The following is a 19,292-nucleotide window of genomic DNA, read 5'->3' on the forward strand; positions in this document are numbered from 1 at the left end:
GGCGGCTCCTGCCACTGCGGCAGCGCACTCGCGCGGTCGAGCCGCGTCAGCCGCAGCCGGTTCGCTTCGATGAGTCGCAACAGCGCGTCGCGATGCCGTACCGCCCACGCACCGCAGTTGCCGAGCGAAGGACGGCAGACCGTCGCGAAGCCGTCGCGTTCGGAGTCGGGCTTCACGCCGGGCACGGCCTCGGTCTCGACCGGCTCGCGATCCGCGCCCGCGAGATACGCGTCGACGTGCCTGCGTCCGGCAACGGTGGGCTCGACGCCGTCGGCGGCGCCGAGCCCGGTCAGATACAGCCATGCGTTTTCCGCATCGGCAACGGTGCGTGCGGGCCGCGATGCGACGCTCTGCGCGGCGCCCGACGGCGCTTCGTCGAGGCGGTAGTGGAGAAACGCCACGACCGGCACGGCCGCGAGCGCGAGCAGCACGAAACGCAATCGCCGGCGCGGCCGGCGGCGGAGCGTCGAGGCAGTGCGATACGACGGCATGGCGGCACGCGGCAGTGGCGGTGCCCGCTATGCTGCCATGTTCGCCCGGCGATGCACCGCGCGCCTTCGCTCAGTCGGGCTGCGCCGACGGCGGCGCCACGAACTCGGCGTCATTCTCGAACGCGCCGGGCCCGGCGAGCGGAAGGTCCGGCAGGTTGCTGGCCTCGTCCCATTCCGCCTCGCGCGCGCTGCTGATGCCGCCGACCATGACTTCGACGAGTTCCGTCTGTTCTTCGGCTTCCGTCGCACAGTCGGCCCTTGGTTCCGACGGAATCAGTGCCTGCGCCGCAACCGGCGAACGATCGGCCGGAATCTCCGCCGCCGCCGCACCGAAACTCAGCGCGGCCGCGAGCCCGAGGCCTGCTGCCGCCGGCGCGAACCGGCGGCGCGGCACCGAATACGACACGCAGATATCCGTTTCGCAGCCCGCGAGCAGCGCGCGCCGCTGCGCGTCATCCAGGGCATCGAGGTTGTGCACGCGGCGGCGGCACTGCGTGCAGAAATCGCGCCCCGCTTCGGGGGCGGATTTCCAGCGCAGCGGGCAGGGCGAGTCGATCTTCGGAAACGAGGACATGAGCGGCTCCGGCGGACAGTCGTGACCCCGCTCCGACGCCCGCGCGCGCAATAGCGTCGCAGTGCGGGCGCCGGTTGGCCTGAGCCGAAGAAACCCGCATCGAGGTCGTCGCTTCGGCGAAAACGCCTGGCGGAGCCCACGCGCCGTGCGCCTGGCGAACTCAGTTCGCCCCGTCCGCAATCTCGAACGCACAGCCCGTCTTCGCCTTCACATCATCGAGGCTCACGCCGTCATGCAGTTCGATCAGGCGCAGGCCGCCGCCGTCCTTGACCTCGAACACGCAGAGTTCCGTGATGATCAGGTCGACGACGTTCTTGCCGGTCAGCGGCAGCGCGCATTCCGGCAGGATCTTCGGCGAGCCGTCCTTCGCGGTGTGCTCCATGAGCACGACGACGCGCTTGACGCCCGAGACGAGGTCCATCGCGCCGCCCGGGCCTTTCACCATTTTTCCGGGCACCATCCAGTTCGCGAGATCGCCGTTCTCGGACACTTCGAGGCCGCCGAGAATCGACAGGTCGATATGGCCGCCGCGGATCATCGCGAACGAATCGGCGCTCGAGAAGAAGCTCGAACCCGGGATCGCGGTGATGGTCTGCTTGCCGGCGTTGATGAGGTCCGCGTCGACGTTGTCTTCGGTCGGGAACGGACCGATGCCGAGCAGGCCGTTTTCCGACTGCAGCGTCACGTTGACGCCGGCCGGAATGTGGTTGGCGACGAGCGTCGGAATGCCGATGCCGAGATTGACGCAGTAGCCGTCGCGCAGTTCCTTCGCGGCGCGGCGCGCCATCATGTCGCGCACCGGGTTTTCCTTGCCCGACGGCGCACCGCCGGTCACGGTGCGGAACTCGATGCGCTTCTCGTAGTTCCTGCCCTGGATGATGCGGTCGACGTAGATGCCCGGCGTGTGGATCTGGTCGGGTTCGAGTTCGCCGGTCTCGACGAGTTCCTCGACCTCGGCGACCGTGACCTTGCCGCAGGTCGCGATCATCGGATTGAAATTCCGCGCGGTTTTTCGATAGACCAGATTGCCGAACCTGTCGCCCTTCCAGGCCTTGACGATCGACACGTCGGCGGTGATCGCGGGTTCGAGCACGTATTCCTTGCCGTCGAATTCCTTGGTCTCGCGCTTCTCGGCGAGCTTCGTGCCGAAGGCCGTGCGCGTGTAGAAGCCCGGGATGCCGGCGCCGCCGGCGCGCAGGCGCTCGGCGAGCGTGCCCTGCGGCGTGAGTTCGAGTTCCAGTTCGCCGGCGAGCACCTGGCGTTCGAATTCCTTGTTCTCGCCGACGTAGGACGCGATGACTTTCTTGACCTGGCGCGTCTTGAGCAGCGGGCCCATGCCGAAGTCGTCGACGCCGGCGTTGTTGCCGACGATGGTAAGGCCCTTGGTGCCGGCTTCCTTGAGTGCCTGGATCAGGTTTTCCGGAATGCCGCAGAGACCGAATCCGCCGGCGGCGAGGGTCATGTCGTCGAACAGCAGGCCGTCCAGGGCTTCGGCGGCGGAGTTGTAGACCTTTTTCACGGGGCGTCCTTTTCGGCTGGAGCGAGCGGGGAATGCGCGCCGCCGCCGGGGACGGCGCGGCGCGGAAACGGCGGAAGCGTAGTGCGCCTCCGCCGCAGCCGCCAATTGTACTTCCGGGAAGCGGCCCTACGGGTCTGACCGGAGCAGCGACCCGAAGCTCAGGTAGAACGAATTGTTGCCGCCCTCGGCATGGCCGAAGCCCAGGAACATGGGCCCGAGGAAAGTGTCGATGCCGACGAACACGCTGCCGGCACCGATCAGGTCCTCGCGATTGATCGCCTCGCGCGAGTCCCAGATGCCGCCGGCTTCGAGGCTGCCGCCGAGATACACCGGCACCGAGATCAGCTTGGTCGCGTCGGTGAGCCGCCGGTAGTAGACGATCCGGCCCAGCGCGATCTGGTTCGCGAGCAGCTGATTCTCGGTATAGCCCGACAGATTGCCGAGTCCGCCCAGCGTGCCGAACGTCGACAGCAGGTCGCCGTCGCCGCCGGCCGAATGCATGCGCGCGCCGAGCAGCCAGCGGCTCGCGCCGTGCGAGAACGCCGTGTCCCAGCTCAGGCGCGACACGTCCGAGGTGCCGAAGTCCTCGGCGCCGGACAGGAATTCGTGCGACAGGTCCAGGCGCGTGCCGCTGCCCGGGAAACCCGAATCGTCGAGGCTGTCGCGCGTCGCGCGCAGTTTCACGCTGCCATAGGTGTTGCTGACCAGACCGGGCAGGTCGGGCGTGCCGACGCGGCGTCGCGCCTCGTCGTAGCTGTAGCCGAAGGTCGTCGACAGGCGCCAGGTCGAATTCGGCGTATAGCCGAGATCGATCGCCGCGGTCGAACTGCTGCGGCGGTATTCGGCGAGCGCGCTGTTGGCCGCCGCACCGTCGGCGCCGAGCGGAAAGTTGTACGCGCGATAGTCGAGATACGGCGCGACGTAGTACTGCCCGGCGTCTCCGAACGGCTGATAGAACTCGCCGTGCAGGCCGGTCACGCGGCCCAGTTCGATGCGGTTGCGCGATTCGCCGCCGTGCTCGTTGAGGCCCGTGAAGTTGACCTCGCCGATCAGCTGATAGCTGTTGCGGCCGGCGAAGTCGTCGGACAGGCGCAGGCCGAAGCGCAGGAAGTTCGGTCCCCAGCCCTTGTCGACCGGCTGCACCGCGAGACCGGTCTTGCCGTCGCGCTGTTCCAGCTCGTAGGTGATGCGTTCGTAGCTGCCGTCGCCGTAGGCGAGGCCGATGTCCTTTTCGAGCTGCGTGGTATCGAGCGGTTTGCCGACGGCATCGGACAGGCGCTGCTCGACATAGGCCGCCGTGCGGCTGCGGCCGCGCAGCACGTCGAGGAACGCGACCAGCGGCGGATCGAACGCACGCCGCCGGTGGCGCGCGCGGAACTGCGCGTATTCGGCTTCGCCGACGCTGTAGCGGCGCAGCGCGTCGAGTTCGGCTTCGGCCGCGCGCTGGCCGGCGGCGACGGCTTCTTCGGCGCGATGGAAATCGGCACTGCCCATGTCGCCCATGTCGGGGATCAGCAGCACGTCGTCGTCGACGTCGAGCGTGGACTGCTGCGCATCGGTCTCGCGCTTCATCAGCGTCGAGAGCATCTGGTTGGCGATGCTGAACGGCGAGTTGAGCCTGTCCTCGCTCAGCAGCGGCTCGCCGACGTTGACGACGATCAGGCGCGTGCCGCCGATCTCGCGCGCGATGTCGATCGGCAGGTTGTCGACGATGCCGCCGTCGACCATGAGACGGCCGCGATAGCGGATCGGTGCGAACGCGCCGGGTACCGACATCGACGCGCGGATCGCCATCGCGAGATCGCCGTCGGCGAAGACGACCTTCTCGCCGTTGCCGATGTCGGTGGCGACCGAGCGGAACGGAATCGGCAGCTGGTCGAAGTCGGCGAGCTGCGCCGTCGACAGCAGCAGCCGGCGCAGCAGAAGCTGCAGCTTCTGGCCCTGCACGAGCCCGCGCGGCAGCGCGATGCTGCCGTCCTTGAGTCCCAGTTCGATGCCGCCGAGAAAGCGCAGCTCGTCTTCCTTGCGCCGCATCGGCAGTTCTTCGCGCGAGGGATCGTCGCGGAACATGTCCTTCCAGTCGATGCCCTTGAGCACGGCGTCGATCGCGTCGGCGTCGTAGCCCGCGGCATACAGGCCGCCGGCGATCGCGCCCATCGACGTGCCGGTGACGCAGTCGATCGGAATGCGTTCGCGTTCGAGCACCTTGAGCACGCCGATGTGCGCCGCGCCGCGCGCGCCGCCGCCGCCGAGCACGAGGCAGGTCCTGGCCTCGGCGATCGGCGGCAGTGCTGCCAGCAGTAAAAGTGACAGGGTTCGCAGAATGCTCATGCCGCTAGGTCTTCGGGCTGATTCGGATAAGCCTTTCGGCCGCGTTTTTCCGCGTTGCGCTCGGCATCGCGCTGCATACCGGATGGCGGCGCATTGTGCGACTTTACAAAGGTTGCGTGCGCAACCGAGTGCCATGACGGCGCTCCGTTTCGCGCATGCGATCGTCGATGCGCCGAGCCTGCGGCTCGTGCATCGATGCGTCGTTGTGGCCACGTCGCTGCGGCTGCCAGGGAACCGTCAACGCGGGGTCGCGTTCTTGCGTCGGACCGTTTTTTCACTTGTGGGGGTTCCATGCGTAAGCCAATCACGGCGGCGATTCTAGCCGCGCTCGTCGGCGCGGCCGGAGTTGCCGGCCTGCCTGTCCCGTTTGTTCACGCCAGCGCGACGACCGTCGCCGATGCGGAAGCGAACATGCTTTTCCTGGCGCGACCGTTCGACACCCAGCGCGACACGATGCGCGCTGCGGCTCCGTTCTCGCTGCACGCGCCGGCCGGCCCCGCGCTGCAGCTCGTCCAGTTCACCGGCCCGGTGCAGCAGCGCTGGCTCGACGAACTGACCGCACGCGGCATCACGCCGCTGCAGTACATCGCGAGCAACGGTTACATCGTCTGGACCGACGCGTCCGGCCGCACCGAACTCGACAACCTGCGCAATCGGGCGGGCTGGCTGCAGTTCTCCGCACCGTTCCATGGCTATCTCAAGGTCGAGCCGAAACTCGCCGCGCGCGTCGAAGCGGGGGCGGGCAGCGACGAAGTCGACATCACCGTGCAGATGTACCGGCACGCACGCGCCGAAGATACGCAGCGATTCATTGCCGAACGCGCGCGCCTGTCGCCGGACCAGCTCGGTCCGGTCGGCGACGGCAAGCTGAATCTCCAATGGCATCCGGTGCTCGCCTTCCAGAACATCAAGCTGCGCGTGCGCCTGTCGGACATCGCGGCGATCGCCGAGCGCGACGACGTCGTCGCGATCCTGCCGCAGAACGTGTTCCGCAAGTTCGACGAAAAACAGAACGTGATCCTGACCGGCGCGATTCCGCCGCCGTCGCCGGCACCGGCGCCGAACTACATCAGCTGGCTCACGGCGCGCGGCTTCTCGACCGATCACACGCAGTATCCGATCGTCGACGTGACGGACAGTCCGATTCATGAAGGCGGTACCGGTCCGACCGTCGTCGCGACGGCCGACCAGATGCTGCATGTCGGCGGCGTGATCGGCAATCCGAGCCGCGTCGCGTACTTCAACAACTGTTCGAGTTCGACGACCACCACGGTCGGTGCGGTCGACGGCCACGGCGCGCTCAACGGCGGCATCGTCGCCGGCTACGACGTCACGGCGGCGTCGCCGAACCGCGACGCCGACGGCTATCAGCTCGGCATGGGCGTCAATCCGTTCGGCCGCGTCGCGAGCACCGCGATCTTCGTGCCGGGCTACAGCATCGCCGGCTGCGGCAATACCGACGCGGGCGTGATCAAGAGCGTCTACACCAAGGGCGGGCGCATCAACACGAACTCCTGGGGCGCAACGATTCCGCCGACCGTCTACGACGATTCGGACCAGGCCTACGACATCGGCACGCGCGATGCCGATCTGACCGTTGCCGGCAACCAGGAGCTGATCCAGCTGTTCGCCGCGGCGAACGACGGACCCGGCGCCTCGACCGTGTCCTCGCCCGGCGCGGGCAAGAACGTGATCACCGTGGGCGCATCGGAGAACGTGCGTCCGGGCTGGACCGATGGCTGCAACTCGGGTCCGACCGACGCCGACAACGCGATGGACGTGGTCGGCTTCTCCAGCCGCGGACCGGCGCCGGGCCAGCGCGCCAAACCCGAGGTCATCGCGCCGGGCACGCACATCCAGGCGCGCGGCAGCCTGTTCTCCGGCTACAACGGCAACGGCGTCTGCGACCAGTGGTATCCGCCGGCGCAGACCGTCTTTGCCGCGTCGTCGGGCACGAGTCATTCGACGCCCGCCGTCGCCGGCGTGTCGTCGCTGGCGTGGTGGTGGATCGAACGCGGCGGCGTCGGCGCGGCGGCAGGCACGATCGACGAAGTCGGCGGCTCTCGCGCGCCGAGTCCGGCGCTCATGAAGACCTGGCTCATCGGTCATCCGACCTACCTGACCGGCGTCGACGCGAACGACAACCTGCCGAGCAACGACCAGGGCTACGGCATGCCGAACCTGTCGATCATGTTCGACGCGACGCCGAAGGTGCTCGTCGACCAGAGCCAGACGCTCGACAACACCGGCGAGTTCTACGAGATCGCCGTCGGCGTGGCCGATCCGACCAAGCCGGTGCGCGTCGCGATGGCCTATACCGATGCGCCGGGCGCGCTCAACTCGACCGCGCCGCAGGTCAACAACCTCGACCTGCGCGTGGTCAACGGCGCGAACACCTACCTCGGCAACGTGTTCACGAACCAGTGGAGCGTCACCGGCGGCACGGCCGACACGAAGAACAACTACGAAGCCGTGTTCCTGCCGGTCGGCACGACCGGCGACGTGACGATCCGCGTGACCGGTACGGCGGTCGGCGGCGACGGCGTGCCGAACACCGGCGACGCGACCGACCAGGACTTCGCGATCACCTGCTACAACTGCTCGCGCGCGCCGTCGTTCACGCTGAGCGCGACCACGCCCGACACGCGCGTCTGCGCCGGCGGCAACTTCTCCACGCCGGTCGCGATCGGTCAGATCACCGGCTACACGACACCGGTCACTCTGAGCGTCAGCGGCGCGCCGACGGGCTCGACGGCAAGCGTTGCACCGACCGCGGTGACGCCGCCGGGCACGGCGACCTTCAGCCTGACCAACACGGCGTCGACGCCGGCCGGCGACTACACGACCACGCTGACCGGCGTGTCGGGTGCGATTACGAAGACCTTCGATCTCGACATCACGGTCGACACGATCACGCCGGCGACGCCGACGCTCGTGACGCCGGCCAACGGCGCGACGGGACAGCCGTCGAATCCGACGCTGACCTGGAACGCCGTGCCGCAGGCCGAGAACTACACGGTGATCGTGTCGCGCAATCCGGACTTCTCGACCGTGTTCGCGACGACGACGACGACGCAGACCAGCTGGACCGTCACGCCGGAGCTGCCGGGCGGCCAGCGCTTCTACTGGCGCGTCTATGCATCGAACGCCTGCGGCACCGGCGGCACCACGCCGCCGGCCGATCGCGTCTTCGCCAATGGCTTCGAGACGTCGGCGGCGACCGGCAACATGTTCACGACGACGCCGCTGCCGGGCGACTGCCCGGTCGACAGCACGCAGACCGTCGTGTTCACCGACGGCATGGAAACCGGCGACAACGGCTGGACGCATTCCGCGGGCACGGGCACCGATTCGTGGACGCGCGGCACCGGCGCGCCGCACGGCGGAACGATGGCCTGGCAGGCGAACAACTTCGCTGTCGCCAACGACCAGCGTCTGGTATCGCCGGCGATCGCCGTGCCGTCGGGTCTGAGCAATCTCACGCTGTCGTTCTGGAACAAGCAGTCGCTCGAGACGTCGTCGGCAGGCTGCTTCGACGGCGGCATCCTGGAAAGCTCGACCGACGGTGGAACGACCTGGACCCAGGTCACCACCGGCCTGCTCACCGATCCGTACAACGGCGCGGTGTCGACGCAGTACAGCAACCCGCTGCAGGGTCTGCAGGCGTGGTGTTCGGAAGGCGGCCCGCACGTGAAGTCCGTGATCGACATCCAGTCGCTCGCGGGCCAGAGCGTGAGGTTCCGCTTCCGCATGGGCAGCGACTCGTCCGTCGCCGAGCCCAATCCGGGCTGGGCGATCGACGATGTCAGCGTGCAGGGCTGCACACCGTAACGCGACGCGTCATGCAGGAAAAAATACGGCCGCGACAGCGGCCGTATTTCTTGAGCCCTTCGGGGCGGCATCGCGAAAATCACGAAAAAAAGCGGGAATTCGCTGTATTCCACTCAGCGCCATTCGTACTGCCAGCGCAATTCCACGCGCCGCGGATCGCCGAGGCGGTAGCGCGTCTCCTGGCGCCGGTCGTTGTAGCGGAAGTCGACGCGGTCGAGGTAGAGCTCGTCGAATGCGTTGGTGACGGCCAGCGAGAAATCGGCGTCCTCGAGGCGATAGCCGATGCGCAGGTCGGCGAGGCTGTAGGCCGGGCGGCGGTTGCCCGGATTGATGTCGAGCGTCGTCTCGGCCTCGGCCGTGTGATACGCGTCGAGCGTGCCATACCAGCCGGTCGGCGCGCCGTAGCGCAGGCCGAACAGCGCGGTGTACTTCGGCGCGCCGGGCAGGCGCGGCGTCGGGTCTTCGTTGTAATAGCGGTAGTAGTCGTAGCGCGCGTTGAGGCGGCCCAGGCCGAGCGTGGCCCGCCAGCGCTCGCCGAGGCGCGCGTCGATCTCCAGTTCCGCCCCGTAGACGCGGCCGCGCGCGCCGACGTGGTTTGTCACATAGTGGAAACGTTCACGAATCAGCGTTCGGAACAGGGCGAGGCGCGCCTTGAGGCGCTCGTCGAACCATGCCGACTGCCAGGCGAGCTGGGTCGAGTCGTCGCGTTCGGCCGGCTGGATGAACTCCGGCCGCACGCCGGCGCTGCTGCGCACGCCGCGGCCGTGGCTGAGGCTCAGCGTGTTGGTTTCGTCGACCTTCCAGTTGCCGACGACGAGCGGCACCGGCGTGCTCGTGTCGATGCGGCCGGTCTGGGCGAACTGCAGCTCGGATTCGCGCTCGGCGCAGACGCCCGGCCGCGGAACGAGGCCGGTGCCGACGTTGCATGCGACGCTGATGTAGTTCTGCTGCGCCTTTTCCTCGACCTGACGCAGGCCGACGCCGACGCTGAAGCGCTCGCCCCAGTGGCGCCCGAGCCAGAGCCAGCCGCTGCGCGTGCGGAAGTCGAGATCCTGGCGGTTGTCGCCGACGCGCCGGAAGCCGGCGACCCAGATCGCTTCCTGGTCGGCGAAGGACACCGCGCTGAACTCGACGCCGCCGGCCATTTCCCACTCGCCCGGCGTGTAGCGCGCGCTCAGGCCGACGGCGCGGCGGCGTTCGTTGTTCAGATCGCCGCTCGGGCCGAAGCCCGAGCCGAGCCACAGGCCTTCCTGGCGCGAGAACGTGCTGTTCGCGTTCAGCCGCACGTTCCAGTCGTCGCGGCCGTACTGCAGGCTCAGCGCGGAGCCGAGCGCACGCGTCTGCGTGCGCGCCGTGTCGCGCGCGAAGCTTTCGCGTTCTCGCGACAGCGGAAACGGAAACTCGCCGGCCGCGGTGTACAGCGCCGGGTCGTCGCCGGACACCGCGAGCAGCGCGAATTCCATGCTGAAGCCCGGCAGCCACTCCGGCACCAGATTGAGCTTGGTGTAGAGGTTGTCCACGACGCGGTGGTCGCGATTGGCCTCGGGTACATAGACCTCGTGCACATAGTCGGCCATGACGCGGCGCTCGAGCGCGACGCGCACGCCGCTCTCGCCGCCGAAGAAGCGCGTCGACCACGCGGTCGAGCCGCGCAGCGCGCCGTCGTTGCCGATGCCCGCGCTCGCGCGCAGGCTCGGCGATTCGGTCGGCGCTTCGGTGTAGAGATCGAGCGCGCCGGCCGTCGCGCTGCCGCCGCGTTCGAAGCTGCGCGGGCCGCGCTGCAGCTGCATGCCCGACAGTCCCTCGACCGGCACCATGTCGCCTTCGATCAGGCTCGTGCCGAGATCGATGCCGTCCAGGCGCACGCTGAGACCGCTGAACTGGTCGAGATCGCGCTCCTGCCCGCGAATCGCGAGGCTCGCGCCGCTCGCATAGACGTTCGGCGCATAGCGGCCGATCTGGCTGAGGCTCAGCAGCGGCGACGCGGTCATGCGTTCCTGCTCGATGCGCGTGACGCTCATCGCCTCATGCGCGAGTTCGGTCACCGGCGGCGTCGCGGCCGTGACCGGCGCGAGCGACGGCAGCGGCGTGTCCTCGATCGTCAGCGGCGTGAGATTCACGCTCTCGCCGGGCGCGGCCGTCACGATCTCGATCGCGCCGTCGCTGCGCCGGCGCCACGCGAGACCGACCGGTACGAGGATCTCGTCGAGCGCCTGCGGCACGGTCGCGCGCAGCGTGCGCTGCGTGCAGACCGCGGCCGCGACGCGTTCGGAGCGGTCGACGATCGGCACGTTCGCGAGCAGCGCGAGGCGTTCCAGACAGCTCAGCAGCGGCCCGTGTTCGAAAGCGATGTCGTAGACCGGCTCGGTCTCGCCGGCGGCGAACGGAGTCAGCGGGACGACGGCGGCGAGCAGGCCAGCGAGGCGGCCCAGGCGGGCCTGCCTCATCGCATGACGTAGGCGACGCGCGGGATGTGACGCAGGCTCAGCTGCGAAGTCTGCGCGAGCGCGCGCAGCGCCGCGGCCGGATCGTCGAGCGGCAGCGTCGCCGTGATCGGCATCGCCGCATGCGCGTCGTCGGCCAGCACGATGCGCTCGGGCAGATAGCGGTCGAGTTCGGCCAGCACTTTGGCGAGCGGCACCTGCTCGACGCTGAGCACGCCGCGCGTCCAGCCGTCATTGGACGACAGCGCGCCGACGCGCGCGGCGGGTTCGTCGTGGCCGACGAAGGCCTGCTGGCCCGCGGTCAGTTCGACCGGCGCCGCATCGCCCGCGGTCACGCGCACGATGCCTTCGTGCACGCCGACCTCGGTGCCGGCCTCGTTGCGGTCGACGACGAAGCGCGTGCCGACGGCCATCGCGTCGACCCGGCCGGCGCGCACGTGCAGCGGACGCGTCGGGTCTTTCGCGACGGCGATCGCGAGCCGGCCGCGCAGCAGCTCGATGTCGCGGCGGTCGCTGCCGAGGCGCACGCGGACCGCGCTGTCGGTGTCGAGTTCGAGCACCGAGCCATCGGCCAGGGTCTGCGACTGCGACTTGCCGATCTCGGTGTAGAGGTCGCTGTTCCAGTTCTGCCAGCCCGGCGCGATGCGCGGGCCGACGAGCAGCGCCAGCGCGAGCAGCAGCGGCGCGCCGGCCGCCGCGCTCCAGCGCAGCCAGGTCCGCGGCGCGCGTGCGGTCGCGGCGGGCGCGACCACGGCCTCGGCCGCGGCGCGGCTCTGCTCAAGCGCGAAAGCCGCCGCGCAGACGTCGGCGTAGGCGAGCCGGTGCCGCGGATTCTGGGCAAGCCATTGATCGAGCGAGCGTGTTTCGTCGGCCGACAGGTCCCTTCCACTGGCAATGGCGTGCCAGCGGGCGGCTTGTTGCAGCAGCGATTCGGTCGAATTCATGGACATGTCTCCCGCATAGACGCGCGAGTGCTCGCTTGCCCCCAACGGCCGGTCGGGCCGGGTCGTGTCGGGTGCCGGTTCATTGCCGCCGCCTGCCGCCGAGCGCCGCGCCGAGCTGGGCCAGAGCGCGGGTCAGGTGGTTCTCGACCGTCTTGGGCTGCAGGTTCAGCCGGTCGGCGATTTCTTTCTGCGTGTGTCCGTGGATGCGCGCGAGCACGAGCACGTCGCGCGCGCGCGGCGTCAGCGTGTTCAGCGCGGCGCTGACGCGGGCCACGTCTTCCTGCACGGTCGCGATGTGGTCCGCGCCCGGCGCGAAACCGTTGTCGTCGAAGTCGCCGTCGACCGCGTGCGAATCGCTGACCATGCGCCGGCGCAACTGGTCGCGCGCGAGGTTCGTCGCGACGTGGAACAGGAACGCGCGCGGCTTCTCGACGGTTTCGCGCCGGGCCTGGGAGATCAGCCGCATCCCGGCCTCCTGGGCAAGATCCTCGGCCTGGCCGTGGTCGGCGCAGAGCCGGCGCAGGTAGGCGACGAGCTCGCCGTAGCAGCTCGCATAGAGTTCGGCGATCGCCTGGGATTCGGCATCGGGAGCGGCCCGGGGCGAGATCGAACTCATGCCTGCCAGCGACCGCCGGCAGCGCAGGGACTCGGGCCGTGCCGGCGCGCGCCGGACGGAGCGGGCGAAGTCGTCGGCATCAGATGCTCAGGCGGTAGATGATGGGCAGACGCAGTTCGAGCTGGCGCGCCTCGCCCGTGAAGAACGCGGACACCGGCACCGGCGACGCGCGGCGCAGCAGGTCGAGCGCGGCCTTGTCGAGAATCGCGTGGCCGGAACTCTGCGCGATGCGCTGGTCGACGAGACGGCCGTCGGGCATCAGCACGACGACGATCTCGACCGTGCCCTGCAGGCGCGCGCGGCGCGCGGGGCCCGGATAGCGGCGGTGCTGCGCGAGCCATTCGAGCACGCGCATCGTCGCGGTGTTGACCAGCGGATCCTCGGGCGGCGTGACGACGTCGGTGCCGCTGGTGTCGGCCTGCGTCGTCGCGGTCGAGGCCGGCACGACGGGTGCGGGTTCCTGTGATGCGACCACGGGCGGCGCCGTCGGCAATGTGGCAGTCTTCGCGCGTTCGGACGGCGGCGGCGCCGGAACGGGCGCCGGCAGGCGCTGCGGTTTCGGGGTTGCGGCGACCGGCGCGGGAGGCGCCGGGGGCTGGTCGGCGAGCGGAGCCGGTGCGGGCTTGCCGCCGCCGGCGCGCAGGCGGACCTGCAGCACGGGCGATTCGGGTTTCGGTGCGATGTCGGTCGTCCACTGCCACAGCAGGGCGCCGGCGAGTACGTGAAGCGCGAGCGACAGCAGCAGCGCGAACAACGCGGGACGCCGCGGGGCCGGGCCGGCAGGAACGAGGAGTTCGTCTTCGCCGCCGGGCGTCGCGACAACAGCGGCCGATGCCGCCTCCGACGGTGCGAGCAACAGAACCTGTGCGGCGTTGGAGGGCGAACTCGGCATCGCTGAGGTTGAACTGCAGCAGGATTGGCGGCGGATATTAGCCACGTTAACGCGAAAAGGCACACGCACGAAGCGAAATTGGGGACTTGGGGGGATTTGCCGTTTGATGCGTCTACCCCGAGTGAACACGCAACCGAGGCCGCGACAGCGCCATCGCCGCCTCAGACGGGGAATCGAAAGATCATGACCAACCGGATCACCACGCATCGCCGCCGCATCGCCTGCCGGGTCGGAGCGCTCGTCGCTCTCGGACTCGGTGCGTCGACCTGTGGCGCCGTCCGGCTGGATCCCAACGGCCTGGGCCAGGTGCTGATCTATCCGTATTACACGGTGCGCGGCGGCAACCAGACGATCTACACGGTGACCAATCACACCGACCGTCACAAGGTGCTGCAGGTGCAGATGAGCGAAGGCCGCAACGGTCGCAACGTCATCGCCTTCAACGTGTTCCTCGCGCCCTACGACAGCTGGTCGGCGACGGCCTTCAGTTTCTCCGAGTCCGACGAAGCCTCGCTGCTGCCCGGCGATTCGTCCTGCACCTATCCGCGCTTCGAGGCGTTCACGCTGCCCGACGGCCGCGGCTATCAGAACCTTGCGCCCTTCGGCTTCACCGGCACGCGCCGCGACGCCGGTCCCGGCACCTACGACCGCACGCGCGAGGGCTACATCAAGATCTTCGAACTCGCGACCGTCGTGCCGGAAACGCCGCCGGCGATCGCGATGACGCCGGCCGCCACCGGCGTGCCTGCGGGCTGCGCGTCGCTGGTCGAAGCCTATGACGCGGGCTACTGGGCACAGGACCGCAAGGCGCACCTGACGAACCCGACCGGCGGTCTCAGTGGCGAAGCGATGGTGCTCAATGTCGCAGCCGGCACGGTGATGGCGTATCAGGCCACCGCGCTCGCCGATTTCCGCACCGATCCGTCCGACGTGCCGCAGGGCGGCCGCGCGACCGTCGTGAATCATTTCAAGCCGGCCGAGGAAGGCATCGGCCTCGACGACGCGCTCAGCGATCCGGCCACCGTCTTCGTCAGCGCGACGATCGATCTGCCGAATCGCCGCCAGGAACTCGTCTATCCGCGCGAACGCGCGATCGACGCGGTCAGCGCCGTGCTTTCGGCCGACGCGGTCAACGTCAACTACGTCAACGACGCGAGCGTCGGTGCGACGACCGACTGGGTCGTCACGTTCCCGACACGGCCTTTCTATACCGATCAGGCCATCGTAGGCCCGGCCGCGATCAAGCCGTTCACGAGCATCTATCCCGGTGCCGGCGGCAGCGAAGCCTCCGCTGCGATGCCGGTGCCGTACTCGCTGCGCGACCGCGACGGCCGTCGCGTACAGGTGACCGGCGGTACGAACGAAGTCATCGATCTGCGCTTCAACACGCAGGTCGTCGCCATCGCGCCGAGCGTCAACATCATTCCGCTCGCGGGCCGGCCGCTCGGTTCGTCGCTCGCGGCGCGCATCGGTCCGGTGTCGGGCACGGCGCGTCGCGACGGCGGCTGGATGACGCTCGATTTTCTGCGCTATCAGGAAAGCGGTGCGACCGCGAACCGCAGCCTGCGCCCGGCCGAAGACGGCACGGTGATGCTGGGTCTGCCTGCGATCGGTTTCGCCGCCGTCAATTACGTCAATGCCGCGGCGGGGCCGGGCGTGCTGGCGAACTACAGCATGGCCAATCCGCAGCGGCGCACGCAGGACTGCCGGCGCAATACGGTGTCCTGCAAGTAATCCCGTGCCGATGCTGCGTTCTGTAGAACGCGGCATCCGGTAGAAAGCGGCGTCGCGGAACGGCGCCGGCAAAAACCCCATAGAGGTTGGGATGGATTCGTGCGTGCCACGGATACGGCGTGCCGTTGCCTGAATTTCGTGTCGCTGCGTCTGGTGTCGATCCGATCTTGCTGAAGGAAATAGCGCTATGTATCGCGTCCCCGATCTGCACAGAGTCATGAATGCCGGCCGCCGTCCGCGTCTGCAGCGCATCGCTGCGTACCGCCGGCTCGGCTATCGCGTCATCGTTGAAGGTACGCCGGACACGCCGCTGCGCTGGAAGGTATTCCGGCCGTGGCTGCGCACGGTGTCGGCGTCCGGCATCGTCGCCACGCGCGAAGCTGCGATCGATGCGGCGAACGCCTGGATCCGCCACGACGTCGAGACCACGCGCGCCGCGGCGCTCGCCATGGCCTCCGCCGCGCACTGAGCGGCGCGTGCGGCCGCAACCCACGGCACGGCGCTGCGGCGCCGGCGAGTGCGGTTCACTCTTCGCATTCTGGAGTTGTTGATGAAAGGCAATGCACTGCGTGCCGCCGTCGCGGCAGGCCTCGTCGCGTCCGCCGCGAGCGCGAATGCGGTCGAACTGAGCCCCGACGGCACCGGCCAGGTCCTGATCTATCCGTATTACACGGTCAACCGGAATCAGCAGACGATCATTTCCGTCGTCAACGCGACCAACGTGGCCAAGGCCGTGCGCGTGCGCTTTCTCGAAGGCTACAACGCGCGTGAAGTCATGGATTTCAATCTGTTCCTGTCGGATTTCGACGTCTGGACGGCGAGTATTTTCGCGCTGAGCGATGCAGGGCTGACCGGCGACGGCGCGGCCATCATGACCACGGACCGCAGCTGTACCGCGCCGGGCAAGGACTATTGGACCGGCGCGCTCGGCACCGGCCGCCCGTACAACGAATTCCGCATGTCCGCATTTACGGGCGCACGCGCCGACTCCGGGCCGACCGACGTGACCCGCACGCGCGAAGGTCATATCGAACTCGTGCAGATGGCCGATCTCGGCGGGCCGCTGCGTACGGCGGTGACGCATACCGCCGCCGGCACGCCGGCCAACTGCCAGGTCATCCAGAGCATCGACCCGGCGCATACCGCGCTGCTGCCGCCGACCGGCGGCCTGTTCGGCGCGGGCGGCATCGTCAACGTCGCACAGGGCACGTTCCACGCCTACAACGCCGATGCGATCGGCGGCTTCAGCAAGGTCGTGCTATTCGCGGAACCGGGCATGCCGACGCCGTCGCTCGCGCAGACGAATACGGCACCCGGTGTGGCGACGGCCTTCACGTTCGACGCGGCCGGCGAATTGTTCCGCTCCGACTACGTCACGACGGGACAGCCGAGCCAGGCCGTCGATGCGGTGTCAGCGCTGTTCATGGCGTCCTATCTGCTCAACGAATACAACGTCGATGCGTCGGCCGGATCGAATACCGACTGGGTCGTGACGTTCCCGACCAAGCGCTTCTATGTCGATCCGGAAATTCTTGGCCTGCCGCTTCGCAGTGCCGGCGCATTGCCGCCGTTCACTTATACATTCGGCGAGCGCTCCGTCGTCAACGGAACGACTTACAACGGCGACGCGCAGTCCTGCAGTCGCGTGGATGTCGTGCCGTTCGACCGCGAGGAAGGTCGTCCCGTGGGGCCTGCGCCCGGATTTCCTCCGGTCCCGCCAGTCCTCCCGACCGCGCTCTGCCGCTCGGTCAACGTCGTGAGCATGCTGTACACGTCCGCGACCGAACCGCCGGCCGAATCCGCCGTGCTGGGATCGCGGCTGCACGACAATGCGCGACCCTTCTCGGCGGCGGGCTGGATGCGACTTTCGTTCGATCCTTCCTCGCAGCCGCATGCGTTGCGCGCGTCGCGCGACGGCGATGTCTTCCGCGGTCTGCCGGCGACGGGATTTCAGGCCGTCAACTACGTCAACAGTAATGTCGTCGCGGGCGTGCTGGCGAACTACAGCGCAGCATTCCGGCATCGTGCGGTGCGCACCTGTGTGAACGGGACGTCCTCGCCCTGCAACTGACCGCGTTCGCTGAGTGAGTTCGACGGCGACGCGCTGTCGCCGATGTAACGAGCGTTGGGCGCAGCCCCCGAACGGGCTGCGGCCTTTTGTGCAGCGCACGCCCACTGTGGGGACGTGCGCTGCATTTTTTCGACACTGCGCGCGCAGCCGCAGACGACAGCACTGCGCAGCCGCACCAGCGGGTGCGGTTCACTCTTGGCATTCTGGAGTTCTGGATGAAAGGCAATGCACTGCGCGCCGCGGTTGCGGCGGGGCTCGTCGCGTCCGCCGCGAGCGCGAATGCGGTCGAACTGAGCCCCGACGGCACTGGCCAGGTCCTGATCTATCCGTATTACACGGTCAACCGGAATCAGCAGACGATCGTTTCGGTCGTCAACGCGACCAACGCGGCCAAGGTCGTGAAGGTGCGCTTTCTCGAAGGCTACAACTCGCGTGAAGTGCTGGATTTCAATCTGTTCCTGTCCGAGTTCGACGTCTGGACGGCCAGCATCTTCGCGCTGAGCGATGCAGGGCTGACCGGCGACGGCGCGGCCATCCTGACCACGGACCGCAGCTGTACCGTGCCGGGCAAGGATCAATGGACCGGCACGCTCGGCACCGGCCGCCCGTACCAGGAATTCCTCGTGTCCACGTTCACCGGCGTGCACGAGGACTCCGGACCGACCGACGTGACCCGCACGCGCGAAGGTCATATCGAACTCCTGCAGATGGCCGATCTCGGCGGAACGCTGCGTACTGCGGTAACGCATACCGCCGGCGGCACGCCGGCCAACTGCCAGGTCGTACAGAGCATCGACCCGGAGAATACCGGGTTGCTGCCGCCGACCGGCGGCCTGTTCGGCGCCGGCGGCATCGTCAATGTCGCGCAGGGCACGTTCCACGCCTACAACGCCGATGCGATCGGCGGCTTCAGCAAGTTCTCGCTGTTTACGATAACCGGAACGATACCGTCGCTCGCGACGGCGAACACGGGAGACGGTATCGCCATCGCCTTCACCTTCGACGCAGCCGGCGAATTGCTCCGCTCCGACTACGTCACGAACGTGCCGCCGTTCCAGGCCATCGATGCGGTGTCCGCGGTATTCATGGCGTCCTCTCTGCTCAACGAATACAACGTCGATTCGTCGGCCGGGTCGAATACTGACTGGGTGGTGACGTTCCCGACCAAGCGGTTCTACGTCGATCCGGACCTCCTCGGCGTGCCCGTGGGCGATGCCGGTGCGCTCCCGCCGTTCACATTCACGTTCGGGCAGCGATTCACGGTCAACGGAAGCGAGATCAACGGCGACGCGCGGTCCTGCAGTCAGGTCCAGTACCTTCCGTTCGACCGCGATGCGGGGCGTCCGGGTCCTCCCCAACTGCCCTGGGGTCTGCCGCTACCGATTCCTGCACTGTGTACTTCGGTCAATGTGATCACCATGCCGAACGTCCGCGATCGGCCGATCGAATCCGTTGTTCTGGGATCGCGGCTGCATACCCATGTGAAGCCTTTTTCGTCGACCGGATGGCTGCGCCTTTCGCTCGATCCAGCGTCGCAGCCGCACGCGCTGCGCGCGTCGCGCGACGGCGATGTCTTCCGCGGTCTGCCGGCGACGGGCTTCCAGGCCGTGAACTACGTCAACGCCAAGGCCGCGCCGGGTTTGCTGTCGAACTACAGCGCGGCGTTCCGGCACCGCGCGGTGCGGGCTTGCGTGAACGGAACATCGGCGCCCTGCAACTGAGCGCGCATTCGCTGATCGAGTTGGACGGCGACGCGCTGTCGCCGATGCACGAAGCGTTGGGCGCAGCCCCCGGACGGGGCTGCGGCTTTTGTGCAGCGCACGCCCACTGTGGGGACGTGCGCTG

General features: G+C 68.4%; 13 protein-coding genes and 1 pseudogene. 5 read left to right on the forward strand and 9 right to left on the reverse strand.

The window, feature by feature from the left end; all coding sequences use genetic code 11:
- The 5 genes and pseudogenes from VLF18_RS19605 to VLF18_RS19625 all read right to left on the reverse strand — a co-directional run.
- Positions 1 to 431: hypothetical protein (locus tag VLF18_RS19605; protein WP_325281320.1), on the reverse strand; the 431-nt coding region annotated here is incomplete at its 3' end.
- Between the two features lie 130 nt (positions 432 to 561).
- A complete protein-coding gene (locus VLF18_RS19610; protein WP_325281321.1) occupies positions 562 to 1,065 on the reverse strand; it encodes a hypothetical protein in 504 nt (167 codons plus the stop codon).
- Between the two features lie 160 nt (positions 1,066 to 1,225).
- Complete coding sequence (locus VLF18_RS19615) at positions 1,226 to 1,855, reverse strand: 3-oxoacid CoA-transferase subunit B (RefSeq protein WP_325281333.1); 630 nt, start codon at positions 1,853 to 1,855, stop codon at positions 1,226 to 1,228.
- A 90-nt stretch (positions 1,856 to 1,945) separates the two neighbouring features.
- Positions 1,946 to 2,584 (reverse strand): annotated as a pseudogene (locus tag VLF18_RS19620) (CoA transferase subunit A); the annotation flags it as partial.
- Between the two features lie 126 nt (positions 2,585 to 2,710).
- Positions 2,711 to 4,915 carry a patatin-like phospholipase family protein gene (locus tag VLF18_RS19625; protein ID WP_325281322.1) on the reverse strand — a complete coding sequence of 735 codons (2,205 nt, stop codon included), beginning with the start codon at positions 4,913 to 4,915 and terminating at the stop codon, positions 2,711 to 2,713.
- Positions 4,916 to 5,326: 411 nt separating this feature from the next.
- Between VLF18_RS19625 and VLF18_RS19630 the strand changes: the two genes are divergently transcribed.
- On the forward strand, positions 5,327 to 8,746 hold the full coding sequence (locus VLF18_RS19630; protein WP_325281323.1) for a S8 family serine peptidase: 3,420 nt from the start codon (positions 5,327 to 5,329) through the stop codon (positions 8,744 to 8,746).
- Between the two features lie 113 nt (positions 8,747 to 8,859).
- Here VLF18_RS19630 and VLF18_RS19635 read toward each other — a convergent pair whose 3' ends face one another.
- The 4 genes from VLF18_RS19635 to VLF18_RS19650 form a co-directional block, all read right to left on the reverse strand.
- Positions 8,860 to 11,193, reverse strand: coding sequence for a TonB-dependent receptor (locus VLF18_RS19635; protein ID WP_325281324.1), 2,334 nt, complete (start codon positions 11,191 to 11,193; stop codon positions 8,860 to 8,862).
- On the reverse strand, positions 11,190 to 12,134 hold the full coding sequence (locus tag VLF18_RS19640; protein WP_325281325.1) for a FecR family protein: 945 nt from the start codon (positions 12,132 to 12,134) through the stop codon (positions 11,190 to 11,192). The genes VLF18_RS19635 and VLF18_RS19640 overlap by 4 nt, the downstream gene beginning before the upstream one ends.
- 79 nt (positions 12,135 to 12,213) lie before the next feature.
- Complete coding sequence (locus VLF18_RS19645; protein ID WP_325281326.1) at positions 12,214 to 12,750, reverse strand: sigma-70 family RNA polymerase sigma factor; 537 nt, start codon at positions 12,748 to 12,750, stop codon at positions 12,214 to 12,216.
- Positions 12,751 to 12,829: 79 nt separating this feature from the next.
- Positions 12,830 to 13,642: a TonB family protein gene (locus VLF18_RS19650; RefSeq protein ID WP_325281327.1), complete on the reverse strand. Its 813-nt coding sequence runs from the start codon at positions 13,640 to 13,642 to the stop codon at positions 12,830 to 12,832.
- 183 nt (positions 13,643 to 13,825) lie between these two features.
- On the opposite strand from VLF18_RS19650, the gene VLF18_RS19655 reads away from it, so the two are divergent.
- From VLF18_RS19655 to VLF18_RS19670, 4 genes are all read left to right on the forward strand, one after another.
- Complete coding sequence (locus VLF18_RS19655) at positions 13,826 to 15,376, forward strand: hypothetical protein (protein ID WP_325281328.1); 1,551 nt, start codon at positions 13,826 to 13,828, stop codon at positions 15,374 to 15,376.
- A gap of 187 nt (positions 15,377 to 15,563) precedes the next feature.
- Positions 15,564 to 15,845: a hypothetical protein gene (locus tag VLF18_RS19660; protein ID WP_325281329.1), complete on the forward strand. Its 282-nt coding sequence runs from the start codon at positions 15,564 to 15,566 to the stop codon at positions 15,843 to 15,845.
- An 81-nt stretch (positions 15,846 to 15,926) separates the two neighbouring features.
- Positions 15,927 to 17,447: a hypothetical protein gene (locus VLF18_RS19665; RefSeq protein ID WP_325281330.1), complete on the forward strand. Its 1,521-nt coding sequence runs from the start codon at positions 15,927 to 15,929 to the stop codon at positions 17,445 to 17,447.
- 215 nt (positions 17,448 to 17,662) lie between these two features.
- The gene (locus VLF18_RS19670; RefSeq protein WP_325281331.1) at positions 17,663 to 19,168 is read left to right on the forward strand and encodes a hypothetical protein; all 1,506 of its coding nucleotides are present in this window, start codon (positions 17,663 to 17,665) and stop codon (positions 19,166 to 19,168) included.
- The last annotated feature ends 124 nt before the right edge of the window (positions 19,169 to 19,292 follow it).

The organism is Tahibacter sp. (genome assembly GCF_035481375.1).
Lineage (GTDB): Bacteria > Pseudomonadota > Gammaproteobacteria > Xanthomonadales > Rhodanobacteraceae > Tahibacter.

Excerpts from the sequence above, each read along its gene's own strand:
- VLF18_RS19610 (WP_325281321.1), bottom strand. The coding sequence starts at position 1,065 with ATGTCCTCGTTTCCGAAGATCGACTCGCCCTGCCCGCTGCGCTGGAAA.
- VLF18_RS19615 (WP_325281333.1), bottom strand. The coding sequence starts at position 1,855 with ATGATGGCGCGCCGCGCCGCGAAGGAACTGCGCGACGGCTACTGCGTC.
- VLF18_RS19625 (WP_325281322.1), bottom strand. The coding sequence starts at position 4,915 with ATGAGCATTCTGCGAACCCTGTCACTTTTACTGCTGGCAGCACTGCCG.
- VLF18_RS19630 (WP_325281323.1), top strand. The coding sequence starts at position 5,327 with ATGCTTTTCCTGGCGCGACCGTTCGACACCCAGCGCGACACGATGCGC.
- VLF18_RS19635 (WP_325281324.1), bottom strand. The coding sequence starts at position 11,193 with ATGAGGCAGGCCCGCCTGGGCCGCCTCGCTGGCCTGCTCGCCGCCGTC.
- VLF18_RS19640 (WP_325281325.1), bottom strand. The coding sequence starts at position 12,134 with ATGAATTCGACCGAATCGCTGCTGCAACAAGCCGCCCGCTGGCACGCC.
- VLF18_RS19645 (WP_325281326.1), bottom strand. The coding sequence starts at position 12,750 with ATGAGTTCGATCTCGCCCCGGGCCGCTCCCGATGCCGAATCCCAGGCG.
- VLF18_RS19650 (WP_325281327.1), bottom strand. The coding sequence starts at position 13,642 with ATGCCGAGTTCGCCCTCCAACGCCGCACAGGTTCTGTTGCTCGCACCG.
- VLF18_RS19655 (WP_325281328.1), top strand. The coding sequence starts at position 13,826 with ATGACCAACCGGATCACCACGCATCGCCGCCGCATCGCCTGCCGGGTC.
- VLF18_RS19660 (WP_325281329.1), top strand. The coding sequence starts at position 15,564 with ATGTATCGCGTCCCCGATCTGCACAGAGTCATGAATGCCGGCCGCCGT.
- VLF18_RS19665 (WP_325281330.1), top strand. The coding sequence starts at position 15,927 with ATGAAAGGCAATGCACTGCGTGCCGCCGTCGCGGCAGGCCTCGTCGCG.
- VLF18_RS19670 (WP_325281331.1), top strand. The coding sequence starts at position 17,663 with ATGAAAGGCAATGCACTGCGCGCCGCGGTTGCGGCGGGGCTCGTCGCG.